Genomic DNA, 12,036 nt, shown 5'->3' with positions numbered 1-12,036 from the left:
GTTCGAATAAAATAGGACATTGGCCTTGCTAACCCCGAGGTGACCATATATGTCCTGTTTTCAACCTTTTCCCCAATAGCAGCCGAAACAGGAAAGCTATACAGTAATATTTTTACACATCAACACAAGGAGAAAAAATGGAATTTGAGTGGGATGAAACCAAAAATGCCATCAATATGGCAAAACATAAAATTGACTTTGCGGATGCTCTTCACGTGTTTTTGGATGAGAAGAGGATTGAACGTGAAGATATTCGCCAAGACTACCAAGAATCTCGATATCAAACTATCGGCACGACAAAGCATGGAATTCTGTTTGTAATCTATACAGAGCGAGACCCAAAGGGTACGATTCGCTTAATATCCGCACGTAAAGCCAACTCTCGTGAGAAGAAATCTTACGAGCGAGGTTTAATGAAACCCTATTCAAAAGTGGTGTAAGTTATGACTGTACGGAAAGTTTCACTTGATCAAATTAAGTTTCTGAAAGGGAAGACCAAAATGTCTGAAGTCGACGCTCTGACTGACAAAGACATCAACGAAGCTGTACTTAGTGACCCTGATTCAGTTGTCCCAACTGAAAAAGAACTAGAAGAGTTTGGTAAACCCAAGGAGAGGAAACATGACTAAGAAAGTCAAACTGGAAGACATCCAGTCACTGAGAGGAAATACAAACTGGCACTATCTCAAAACTGCCGAAAAAAGCGCCGAAGTAAGTTCAATGGCGCCGGAAATCAAGCAGCATCAGTTGAATGAGATGAAACCAGTAACCCAAAAATCCATTTATCAAGCATAGTCAGTAGAACTGCCGCCACGCGCGGCAACCCTTGCGATAAGCGTTAATCTCGATTTGCAATAATATAGCGAACGGTTATCTCATCGCTAAATGCCTAACGATAGCCTCTTCTATCATGTCCTGTTCATCGACCGTGAACCCCAACAGTTCCCGCTGCGGATATTGAACCGATATCCGCTCGTTTATTCGCCCTCTTAGTCCGTACTGATGCTCGGTCGCTACGCGGGAAATAAACCCAGTAAAGCCCACACTTGCAGCTTGGGGTGAATACTCAGGCTTTAGGTATTTTTGCCTGGAGAAAAATAGGACAGGCTGAACTCATTTGGGATTAACAGCCAACACTGCAACCTCAGAAAGCGGGAAAGCGGGAAAGCGGGGAGGGAAAGCGGGGACAGCCACATCTTTTTGAGAAAGCGGGGACAGCCACATCTTTTTGTGTTTTTTAGCTTCTTTGACTAGGCTTTAAATTATCCTGATTTTGTCTGTGTGGAGTTTGCTATGACCTCGGCCAGAAGACAGTTAATTGATGCTAACGCCACACCTTTCTATCATGTGATAAATCGCTGTGTCAGAAGGGCTTTTTTATGTGGAGAGGATAAACTCACGGGGCGAAGCTATGAACATAGACGCGGCTGGATTGTAGATAAAATCAAGGCATTATCTGCGATTTTCTGTATTGATATCTGTGCCTATGCCCTCTTTGCGAAATAGACAGGGAATAATCACTATCATCTAATACTCAAAATTAATGTCGATAAGGCCAAATCCTTAAGTCAAAAAGATATTATCAACCGCTGGTGTCAAGTCACTAAGGGCCATGCTGTCGCAACTAAGTATATGAATGGTGATGCTTTAATCGACGGTGAAGTCATGTTACTCGATGGCTTACTTGCCGAGTGGCATGAACGATTAAGTAGTATCAGCTGGTTTATGCGCTGCCTGAATGAAGACATCGCCCGCAAGGCCAATCGTGAAGATGAATGCAAAGGCGCCTTCTGGGAAGGTCGTTTTAAGTCGCAAGCGCTGTTAGATGAGCAAGCATTGCTCGCATGCATGATGTATGTCGATTTAAATCCTATTCGAGCGGGTATTGCCGACTCTTTGCAATCCTCTGATTTTACATCGATTCAGGAGCGAATTAACTCGCTAAATTCGCCCAATAGCGCATTAACAATCTCAGCGATACAAACTGACTCCTCAACCAATCAAACTCACATTCTCCACAAATTCCTAGTCCAATTCGATGGTGCAGCACACCTGAATGAACAAGCGGGCATTCCCTTCCATTTTGCCGATTATCTCGAACTCATTGATTGGACAGGCCGCGCCATTCGCCTTGATAAAAAAGGTTATATTGATAATCAGCGGCCTAAACTCCTTAATGAATTAGGCATTGCTTCCGATGCGTGGCTCACTTCAGCCAAAGAGTTTCGCCGTCAATACAGTGGCATAAGCGGTCGATGGGATAGCATGTGCGAGTTTAAAAAGCAGCACAACAGCGGCAAATGGTGTAAAGGCAAAGCTTTTAGCCAAGCTTTACACCCACAGGTTTAAAGTTGATACAATCTTGTATCATTCAGTAAATGCGACTTCGACTTTCTCTAACTCTTGCTCGGTTTTAAGCTGAAACGCTTGCTGCTTTTTAAGTTTGGCTTCTTCTTCAAGCGCGGCTGTCTTTCTTTAAAGCTGTGTTTCTCGGGTTTAGTCAGAATCACGCTAGTGTTCCACTACGCTCAGTTAAACAAATGAGTTGTGTTGCACATTCATAAAGCTGATTGCTCGGGGTGCTACCATAAGCTCGCTTTAAGCCCGTGAGGTAAAAAGATCTAGTCTAAAACGGCGCATTGAATGTTGAATTGAGATGTTTAGATGAGCTTGGAATTAGGTTAGCCTGCTAGATGAAAAACATGCATCTTTATGATATAGCCGTTATCCTCAGTCACGGTAAAACGGTTAATGCTTAACAGCCCAAAGCGATGATTTTCAATAATCACTAAAGGAGATAACTGTGAATGACTCACTATTAAACGAATTACTCGCAAAGCTAGCACTAAGGTTTGCGGCGAATACGCCGCGTCATCAGGGGATCCATTGGGCCGAGGTTGAAGCCAAAATTCGCCAAAGCGGCACGCAGAATCAAAATACGCTGCATGAGATGGAACTTACTGGCGGTGAGCCTGATGTGGTGGGGGTTGATCCACATACGGGCAAATTTATTTTTGTCGATTGTGCAGCGCAAAGCCCTTTGGGTCGTCGGAGTCTTTGCTACGACGGAGCGGCGCTCGATGCCCGTAAGAACAATAAGCCCGTTGGCAGTGCAATGGAGCTTGCGACGCAAATGGGTGCACAAATGCTGACCGAGGCGCAATATCGTGAGTTACAAACCTTAGGAGAGTTTGATACTAAGACTTCCAGTTGGCTGCAAACACCATTAGAGATCAGAACCTTGGGTGGCGCAATTTTCGGCGATAGACGTTATGGGCAGATTTTTACCTATCACAATGGTGCCGACTCTTATTATGCCGCGCGGGGTTTTCGGACTCGGTTATTAGTGTAGCGAGCGTCGGGCTGCTAGCGCTGGAGGGGGGGAGCGGGTGGGAACTGATCATGTCCAAACCGTCACGGCACTATTTTGTGTCAGCATGGGGCTTGGCTTAAACCGCACTATTTACACAATAGTGTAAGCAAGATTGGTAATACGATTCCACTCTCAGTAAACTTTCGCTCCCACTTCTTAATCTGGTGCTGTGATGACCTTTGCCGAGCCTTCTTCTTTCCCTGAGTCGTTAACCTTTGCCGAGCTTGGGTTAAATTCGGCGTTACTTAAGGCCTTGCCCACAAGGCTTAAACATCCGACTCGGGTACAGCAATTGGCAATTCCGGCCATTCTTGCGGGGCGGGATTTGTTAGCCTTAGCACAAACCGGTAGCGGTAAAACCTTGGCCTTTGGTTTGCCCTTGCTGCAAGCAATCTATCAACAAATTCAGCAACAAACACAGTTGCAGGGCGCTAAGTCTGTGTCGGCCACAAATGCGCTGGCGTTAGTGCTGGTGCCCACGCGGGAATTAGCGCTGCAGGTGACCGAGGCGCTGCAAGCGGTAGCGAGCCAGTTATCGGCTCCGTTGAACATTCAGCTTCTGTGTGGTGGCATCCCCTTGGAAGATCAATTAGCCGAACTCGTAGCCAAGCCGCAGCTGTTAGTGGCAACCCCTGGGCGTTTGCTGGATTTATGCAAGCAGTCCCATATCAGCCTCGATTCGATAAAACATCTTGTGCTGGATGAAGCTGACCGCCTGCTGGAAATGGGGTTTTGGCCCGATGTGCAAAAGCTGCTGGCGTTTATGCCTAAGCTTAAGCAAACCTCGTTGTTTTCTGCCACTTTGCCCGAGGCTTTGGCTGCATTGGCGGGTAAACTATTGGTCAATGATCCGCTACGGGTCGAAGCTCACAAGGTGAATTCAGTAGCCGCCGAAATCGAAGAGCAGCTCTATTTAGTCAACAAGGGCAGTAAAGCGCAGGCACTGATTACGCTATTAAAACAATATCAGTGGCCGCAGGTGCTGGTGTTTATCAGCGCCCGTGATGATGCCGATGCCATCGCTAAACGACTTGCTAAGACGGGGATAAAAGCTGCCGCGCTGCACGGCGAAAAAGATCAAACCGTGCGCAGTCAAACCTTGGCCGACTTTAAAGCCAATCGCATTCAAGTATTAGTGGCGACAGATTTGATGGCGCGCGGCATTCATGTCGATGCCTTGCCTGTGGTCATCAATTTGGATTTGCCTATGAGCGCGCCTGTGTATGTGCACCGCATTGGCCGCACCGCCCGCGCAGGCGAAAAAGGGCTGGCGATTTCCCTCGTGTGTCACGGTGAAATGGCCACTTTAACGGCGATCAAAAACTTAACTGCGCGGGAGTTACCGCTGGCATTATTGGCTGACTTTCCGGTAACGGATAAGCCGCGTGAAAAAATCACTGATGGCGGTGCGGATAATAAGGTTGAGCGTAAGCGGCCACCGCGGGATAAACAGGCGAACCGCCGTAGCATCAATAAGCACAGCGCCAAAGCATTTAAAGGTAAGCGCTGAGCTTGGAGTTATTTAAGCCTTTAGACTGAAGTACAGCTATCACCAAACTAATCACTGAATAAAGTCCATTGGCTGCTATTAACGCTTTCGCTCTGGGTGTAACTTAGTGACTTATTTACATTAAGGGTTTCAGTTATGGCATCGACATTGGCGTTGAGCAAAGCACTTCATAAAGTGGTGAATAACGGTTTAACGACCGAGCACTTTGTGCTTAGGCCATTCCAGCGAGCGGATCTTGAGGCTTTTACCGCCTATCGAGCCGACTCTAAGGTCGCCAAATATCAAAGCTGGACGGATTACCGCTATAGCGATGCAGTCGCGCTGTTCGAGAAGATGGATTATGCACAATTTGGTGCGACAGATACGTGGTTTCAACTGGCGATTGTCACTGCCGCGTTGGGAGCGGCGCCTGCCATGTTAGTTGGCGATCTGGCGCTGCATTTTATCGATGAGCAGCAGGTAGAAATCGGTTTTACGATTGCGCCTGAGCATCAAGGCAAGAATGTCGCTTTTGAGGCGGTCAGTGCATTGCTGGATTACCTCTTTATTGAATTACATCAGCATAGAGTCATTGCTATCACCGATGCACAAAATCTAGCATCCTGCCGCTTACTCGAAAAACTCCACTTTAGGCGCGAAGCCCATTATGTGAAAAACATCTTCTTTAAGGGCGCGTGGGGCGATGAGTATCTCTACGCCTTGTTAAAGGAGGAGTATAAAGCCAAGCAGGACGCGTAATCCCATTTGGCTTCATTTACTCTTTGATTAACTCTTTTTCGAGCGCACCTTAAAACTGGTAGCTCACGCCGACATTCATTGTCGTCCCTAAGCCTTTAGTGTTGTAGCCTTTAAAGGTAAAAGATTGCGAGCGAGCGGAGTAGTAATCTTCATTGAACAGGTTTTCCACACCAAGGGATAAAGTCCAATCATTGATTTGGTAGCTACTGCTCAAATTGACTAGGTTGTAATGTTCAACGGGGCCTTGGCTGCCAACATATGCGCCATCAATGGGCTCGAATCGGTCGCGATCGCCGACATATAAATAGGCCAAACTTATATTGCTGTTATCTGTGGGTTGCCAATCTAAGGTAGCGGTAAATTTAGGTGGAGAGATGATTTGCCCGTCTAAATACTCATCTTTTTCGGTATCTTTACCTTCGACAAAGCTATAGCTCATACCGGTGCTGAGATTGTCTAACCAAGAATAACTGACTTGTGCTTCGTAGCCCCAAATTTCTTGCGGGGCGCGAACTGGAACATAGGCACCTGATACTGGGTCGTATTTGCTGCTGGTGCCGAGTTCTGATTCGCTGAAAAAGGCGGCGAGTTCATAGGAAAAAGCATCAACATAGCCTGAAATACCTATCTCATAGTTATCAATAATGGCTGCCTGTGTTTTGATTAAGGCGATGTCATTGACTGCCGCAGTGCGTAATAACAGACCAAGATCAGAAATGTCGGCCCCTTGGGAATAACTGATAAACGGGCTAGCAAAGCTGCTACCTGTATAACGTAGCCCTAAGTTATAAGTGGTGGCGTTAAAGCCAAGCTCGCCTCCTTTAACATCAATCGATTCGGTACACTGAGTCGCACTCGCACACAGTTTTAATGTGCTGTAATCGTTAACACTTAAATCCACACTATCCTGACGAACTCCCGCCTTAATGACCCAATCATCAAATATCACCCATTTAGTCTGCAGATAGAAAGCAAGGTTGGTCATGTCCATTTCAGGTACCCAAATACGGCCATCCTCAAGAGGCTGACTGCTGATATCCTGCAAAGCATCGACCCCATAAATAAAATTGGTGACTATCTTGTCCCAATCGACCTCGGTATTAAAGTTGGCGCGTAAGCCAATTTTTTCAGACAGAATAATCGATTGCCCACCACTGTATCCTTCCGAGGGATTCGCGAGTGAGGAAGAGAAGAAAAACATGTTATCAATTTTTTGGCCGTAGGCGTCTAACACCATTTGTGTGTTATCTAATAATGCGTCGTCAACATACTTTAAGGTCAGGTTATGGTTGCCCTTAGGTCCCTGTGGTTCGCCGAGTTTTGGTTTGCCCGAGGTATCTTTAATGGCGTAGGTTTTAACGCCCGAATTAATACTGCCAGTGACATCGACTAAGTCTGCATCCTGTTGTGCTTCATAGTAGTTGTAGGTGAATTGCAGTGATCTGGCATCGGTAAACTGATATTGCAATTTGGTAAATAGGTTTTGGGTTTTCGTTTCGGATAATCCATAAACTAGGCCAGGTACATCACCTTCTGCATCACGCTGCAGACCCGTTTCTTCGGTCACGGCATTTAAGACATAACTGAACTTGTCAAGTGAGCCATCCACTCCCGCATTAAAGCGATAGCCAGCGCTGTCTTCAAATTTCACTGTGCTGAATTTGCTCGAGGCACCAAGATCCACATGTGCTTTACTGTCGCCAGGTTTCTTGGTGATGTAGTTGATAATGCCGCCTGCTGCACCATTACCGTAAATCGAGGTTGCGCCTTTAATCACTTCGATACGCTCTATGGCGTTCACATCCACTGAGCGCATATCCAGCGAGCCATTACGCAATGGTGTCGATTGCGGTACACCATCAATCAGTATGAGTGCCTTACGGCCACGTAGCGTTTGCCCTGCATTACTTGAGGTACCCGAAGATGGCGCTAAGCCTGGAACGCGCATTGCTAGAATATTCTGTAGCTCGGAGCTGACCTTGAGGTCTTGGTCGAGCGTGGCGTTATCAATTAAGGTGACAGAGGAGGGGACCTCATCAATACGTTCTACGACGCGACTTCCCGAAATAATCAGGCGCTCAATGGGTGCTGGTGGCGTAACAGCCTTCACTGCCGTGGTGGCAAAGGCCATACCTGAAAATAATGCCGAACCAATTAAGGCATAACGTATTGAAGCTGCACAGGGGGTGAGCGCGAGTCGCATAGCAAATCCTATATAAGTAAAAGCGGAGGTAAAACCTAGCATTGAGTCCAACTAAAGACGGGGATGCCGAGCATAAGACGGACGAATGATAATTATTCTCGAATGATTTTGCAGGTTATTTACATTTGTTAATTTCTGTTTCAACAAATGGTTTTGCCCGTCATAGCGAGCGTAAAGGGGGATTGAGTCACTTTAATGGTGTTGCATCGACTTACGTTTGGCTTATCGGCCCTATCCCAGTAAAATCTCTTCATTAGCTGAGCCCGTGTTGGCTCAAGGATCTTCACGCCCGTCAGGGGATTTAAGGAGTGTCAGATGAAATCAATGCGTTTAGGCTTAGTGGGGATGGCAGTCGTGCTCGGATTATCGGCCTGCGCGACCACGCAATCGCCAACGGGGCGGGGCCAGACCTTGCTCTTTTCAGCGGCGCAGATGCAGCAGATGGGCGATGCTTCCTTTGAAGAGATGAAAAAGCAGCAAAAGGTGAGTAGCGATAAAAAGCTGACGCAATACGTCAATTGTGTCGCCAATCGTATTACCGCAGTGCTGCCGGATCAAACCCAGCGCTGGGATGTGGTGTTATTTGACTCAGAACAAGTGAATGCCTTTGCACTCCCGGGTGGCCACATTGGTGTCTATAGCGGCTTACTTAAGATCGCTAAGGGCCCTGATCAGCTTGCCACTGTGCTCGGTCATGAAGTGGCGCACGTGTTGGCGCAACATGGTAATGAGCAGGTTTCCCGCGGGCAGCTAACGGGCGTTGGTATGCAAATAGCCGATGCGGCGTTGGGGGCGAGTGGTGTGTCGAATCGCGACTTATATATGTCGGCCTTGGGACTCGGTGCTCAGGTTGGGGTGATTCTGCCCTTTGGCCGCGCTCAAGAGAGCGAAGCCGATGTGATGGGCTTAGAGCTGATGGCGAGAGCCGGTTTCGATCCGGCGCAAAGTGTGACCTTATGGCAGAACATGTCGAAGGTGGGCGGCAGTCAGGGGCCGGAATTATTATCGACCCATCCATCGAACAGTAATCGCATCGCTCAGTTGCAACAACTGCAAGGGCAGATGCAGCCACTCTATGCCAACGCTAAAACCCAAGTGAAGAACCAATGTGTGGCGCCGAAATAAGCTGCACGCTGCTTAGTGAAGTGCCACTTGGTTGAGTGTTAGCGGTTGTTTTCTGGCCGATATGCGTCCTTAGCATATTTACGCTTTTGGATAAATACGCAATAAGTGTGTAAAAAAGCCGCCTGAGTTAAATAAGCAGTCAGTTTATCAGCATAGGCCGTGGAACTATGGTAAACTGGCGCGCAAAATTCCACTGATAAATTGAGAGTCGTTAATTATGTCTGATAAATTCAGTACTGTTGAACAGCAAGCAAGCTACGGTGTAGGCCGTCAAATGGGTGAGCAACTGGCCGCTAATTCTTTTGATGGTGTGGATATTCCAGCCGTCCAAGCGGGTTTAGCCGATGCGTTTGCCGGTTTAGAAAGTGCTGTGTCTATGCAAGATCTGCAAGTTGCGTTCACTGAAATTAGCGGTCGTATTCAAGCTGCTCAAGAGCAAGCTGCTGCCGCTGCGTCTGCTGAAGGCGATGCGTTTTTAGCAGAAAATGCTAAGCGTGATGGCGTGACTGTGACTGACTCTGGTCTGCAGTTCGAAGTATTAGTCCAAGGTGACGGTGCTAAACCAACTTACGAAGATACAGTGCGTACTCACTACCATGGTTCTTTCATCAATGGTGATGTGTTCGATAGCTCTGTAGTTCGTGGTCAACCCGCTGAGTTCCCAGTATCTGGCGTTATCGCTGGCTGGACCGAAGCACTGCAACTGATGCCAGTAGGCACTAAGTTGAAATTATTTGTGCCACATCATTTAGCTTACGGTGAGCGTGGCGCGGGGGCTTCTATTCCTCCATACTCAACTTTGGTATTTGAAGTTGAGTTGTTAGACATAGTCTAATGTGATTGAAACGCCTAAGCCTGTCTTAGGCGTTTTCTTATGGAAGACAAAGAAAGACTGAGGAGATTGAAATGAGTGGACAAGTGAGAGTGGCAATCGTCGGTGCTGGTGGTCGTATGGGACGCACTCTTATTGAAGCGGCTTACAATCACGACCATATATTGCTGGGCGCCGCTATCGAGCGCGCTGGCTCTAGTTTAGTGGGCGTGGATGCGGGTGAGCTAGCTGGTGTGGGTAAATTAAAGGTCATGATCATGGATTCGCTGGATTACGCGACCGATGATTTTGATGTCTTGATTGATTTCACTGCGCCAGACGCCAGTATTGTCCATTTAGATTGGTGTGTGCGCCATAAGAAAGCCATGGTGATCGGCACAACCGGTTTCAATCATGCTCAAAAAGAACAGATCAATGCCTTTGCCGAGCAAACCCCTGTGGTGATGGCACCGAATATGTCTGTGGGTGTCAACTTGATGTGGAAATTGCTCGAACTGGCTGCCGAAGTCATGGGTGATTACACCGATATCGAAATTATCGAAGGTCACCACAGACACAAAAAAGATGCGCCGTCGGGCACTGCCCTGAAAATGGGTGAAGTGATCGCTAAGACCTTAGGTCGCGATCTTGAGAAATGTGCCGTGTATGGCCGCGAAGGGATCACGGGTGAACGTGACCGTGAAACTATAGGTTTTGCGACCATTCGTGCCGGTGATTTAGTCGGTGAGCATACGGCTATGTTTGCCGATATCGGTGAACGTTTAGAGATCACCCATAAAGCCTCGAGTCGTATGACCTTTGCTAACGGCGCCATGCGCGCCGCGAGCTGGTTAGTGGAGCAAGAGCCGGGTCTGTATGATATGCAGCAGGTCTTAGGTTTGCATTAATATTAAAAACGCCAGGTTGGCGTTTTTTTTTGCACCCAGATACCAATGGGTGGACGATTTCACGTTTTTCCTGTAAACTCGCTGGAATTTGTCAAAATTTCGTAAATTAGCGGAAATTGGTATCTTAACATAACATAAAAACATTATATTTCAGTGGCTTGGCTCTTTATGGAGGTCGCGTTGACAAAGTCTGCCTTACTCGTACTCGAAGATGGAACCGTATTCACTGGCACAGCAATTGGTGCCGATGGACTCTCTGTTGGTGAAGTTGTTTTTAACACTTCTATGACAGGTTACCAAGAAATTTTAACTGATCCATCCTACTCTCGCCAGATTGTAACTTTAACCTACCCACACATAGGCAACACTGGCACTAATAATGAAGATATTGAATCCAATGGGGTTCACGCCTGTGGTCTTATCATTCGCGATCTTCCACTCATAGCGAGTAGCTTCCGTAATCAACAAAGCTTAAGCGATTATCTCAAAGCAAACAATGTCGTTGGCATAGCAGATATCGATACCCGTAAGTTAACACGTATTCTCCGTGAAAAAGGTGCCCAAGCCGGTTGTATTATGGCGGGTACTGACTTAGATGCAGCCAAAGCGCTCGCCGCCGCCAAAGCCTTCCCCGGTTTGAAAGGCATGGATTTAGCAAAGGAAGTCACCACAGATAAAGCTTATCAATGGCGTCAAGGTAGCTGGCGTTTAGTCGGCGGTTTGCCCGCGGATACGCCAGCAGAAGCGCTTAAATACAAAGTGGTTGCCTACGACTACGGCGTTAAGCAAAACATCCTGCGTATGCTAGTGGACCGTGGTTGTGATGTCACAGTTGTGCCAGCTAAAACCCCTGCATCAGAAGTGTTATCGATGAATCCCGATGGCGTGTTCCTGTCGAACGGCCCAGGCGACCCAGAGCCATGCGATTATGCGATTGAAGCGATTCAACAAATTCTGAAAACCGACACACCGATTTTCGGTATCTGTTTAGGTCACCAGTTACTGGCGCTGGCCTCGGGTGCAAAAACCTTAAAGATGAAATTTGGTCACCACGGTGCCAACCACCCAGTGAGCAATATCGAGCAAGGTAATGTGATGATCACCAGTCAAAACCACGGTTTTGCTGCCGATGAAGCGACCTTACCCGCCAATATTAAGGTGACCCATAAGTCGCTGTTCGATGGTTCACTGCAAGGTATCCATCGTACGGATAAGCCTGCGTTTAGCTTCCAGGGACACCCCGAAGCGAGCCCTGGACCGACCGATGCAGCCCCGCTGTTCGATCACTTTATCGAGCTTATCGAAAACTATCGTCTTGTAACGAAAAGTCAGAACGCCAAGTAATACGCTAGCTAGGAGAAGAGAAGA

Annotated in this window: 11 protein-coding genes and 3 pseudogenes; 11 read left to right on the top strand and 3 right to left on the bottom strand. The window is 47.3% G+C overall.

Going from position 1 to position 12,036, the window contains the following annotated elements; genetic code table 11:
• Nucleotides 1–137: 137 nt before the first annotated feature.
• From COW15_RS19595 to COW15_RS19585, 3 genes are read left to right on the top strand one after another with little or no spacing between them, the layout of a single operon-like run.
• Nucleotides 138–440, top strand: a complete 303-nt coding sequence (locus COW15_RS19595; protein ID WP_293635241.1) for a BrnT family toxin — start codon at nt 138–140, stop codon at nt 438–440.
• 60 nt (nt 441–500) lie between these two features.
• Nucleotides 501–629 (top strand): hypothetical protein, encoded by a 129-nt coding sequence (locus tag COW15_RS19590; RefSeq protein ID WP_293635239.1) that lies wholly within the window; start codon nt 501–503, stop codon nt 627–629.
• Complete coding sequence (locus tag COW15_RS19585; RefSeq protein ID WP_293635237.1) at nt 622–795, top strand: hypothetical protein; 174 nt, start codon at nt 622–624, stop codon at nt 793–795. Before COW15_RS19590 ends, COW15_RS19585 begins: the two co-directional genes overlap by 8 nt.
• Nucleotides 796–870: 75 nt before the next feature.
• Here COW15_RS19585 and COW15_RS19580 read toward each other — a convergent pair.
• Nucleotides 871–1,074: pseudogene (locus COW15_RS19580) on the bottom strand (phage virion morphogenesis protein); the annotation flags it as partial.
• 219 nt (nt 1,075–1,293) lie between these two features.
• On the opposite strand from COW15_RS19580, the pseudogene COW15_RS19575 reads away from it, so the two are divergent.
• A pseudogene (locus tag COW15_RS19575) lies at nt 1,294–2,349 on the top strand (alpha-amylase family glycosyl hydrolase).
• Nucleotides 2,350–2,367: 18 nt separating this feature from the next.
• Here COW15_RS19575 and COW15_RS20785 read toward each other — a convergent pair.
• A pseudogene (locus tag COW15_RS20785) lies at nt 2,368–2,504 on the bottom strand (DNA polymerase III subunit epsilon); the annotation flags it as partial.
• Between the two features lie 299 nt (nt 2,505–2,803).
• Here COW15_RS20785 and COW15_RS19570 point away from each other — a divergent pair.
• From COW15_RS19570 to COW15_RS19560, 3 genes are all read left to right on the top strand, one after another.
• The gene (locus COW15_RS19570) at nt 2,804–3,352 is read left to right on the top strand and encodes a DUF4256 domain-containing protein (protein ID WP_293635235.1); all 549 of its coding nucleotides are present in this window, start codon (nt 2,804–2,806) and stop codon (nt 3,350–3,352) included.
• Between the two features lie 193 nt (nt 3,353–3,545).
• Complete coding sequence (locus tag COW15_RS19565) at nt 3,546–4,883, top strand: DEAD/DEAH box helicase (protein WP_293635233.1); 1,338 nt, start codon at nt 3,546–3,548, stop codon at nt 4,881–4,883.
• A gap of 135 nt (nt 4,884–5,018) precedes the next feature.
• Nucleotides 5,019–5,621: a GNAT family protein gene (locus COW15_RS19560; protein ID WP_293635231.1), complete on the top strand. Its 603-nt coding sequence runs from the start codon at nt 5,019–5,021 to the stop codon at nt 5,619–5,621.
• 49 nt (nt 5,622–5,670) lie between these two features.
• Here the strand turns inward: COW15_RS19560 and COW15_RS19555 are convergent, their stop codons facing one another.
• On the bottom strand, nt 5,671–7,824 hold the full coding sequence (locus tag COW15_RS19555; protein WP_293635229.1) for a TonB-dependent receptor: 2,154 nt from the start codon (nt 7,822–7,824) through the stop codon (nt 5,671–5,673).
• A 315-nt stretch (nt 7,825–8,139) separates the two neighbouring features.
• On the opposite strand from COW15_RS19555, the gene COW15_RS19550 reads away from it, so the two are divergent.
• The 4 genes from COW15_RS19550 (at nt 8,140) to carA (ending at nt 12,012) form a co-directional block, all read left to right on the top strand.
• Nucleotides 8,140–8,949: a M48 family metallopeptidase gene (locus COW15_RS19550; protein WP_293635227.1), complete on the top strand. Its 810-nt coding sequence runs from the start codon at nt 8,140–8,142 to the stop codon at nt 8,947–8,949.
• Between the two features lie 217 nt (nt 8,950–9,166).
• Complete coding sequence (locus COW15_RS19545) at nt 9,167–9,784, top strand: FKBP-type peptidyl-prolyl cis-trans isomerase (protein WP_293635225.1); 618 nt, start codon at nt 9,167–9,169, stop codon at nt 9,782–9,784.
• A 71-nt stretch (nt 9,785–9,855) separates the two neighbouring features.
• Nucleotides 9,856–10,668, top strand: coding sequence for a 4-hydroxy-tetrahydrodipicolinate reductase (gene dapB / locus COW15_RS19540; protein WP_293635223.1), 813 nt, complete (start codon nt 9,856–9,858; stop codon nt 10,666–10,668).
• A gap of 168 nt (nt 10,669–10,836) precedes the next feature.
• The gene (carA, locus tag COW15_RS19535; RefSeq protein WP_293635221.1) at nt 10,837–12,012 is read left to right on the top strand and encodes a glutamine-hydrolyzing carbamoyl-phosphate synthase small subunit; all 1,176 of its coding nucleotides are present in this window, start codon (nt 10,837–10,839) and stop codon (nt 12,010–12,012) included.
• Nucleotides 12,013–12,036 lie beyond the last annotated feature (24 nt).

Source organism: Shewanella sp. CG12_big_fil_rev_8_21_14_0_65_47_15, assembly GCF_002783505.1.
In the GTDB taxonomy this organism is placed as follows: domain Bacteria; phylum Pseudomonadota; class Gammaproteobacteria; order Enterobacterales; family Shewanellaceae; genus Shewanella.
Note: the sequence above shows the minus strand (reverse complement) of the source record. Positions and strands in the feature narration are given on the sequence as shown.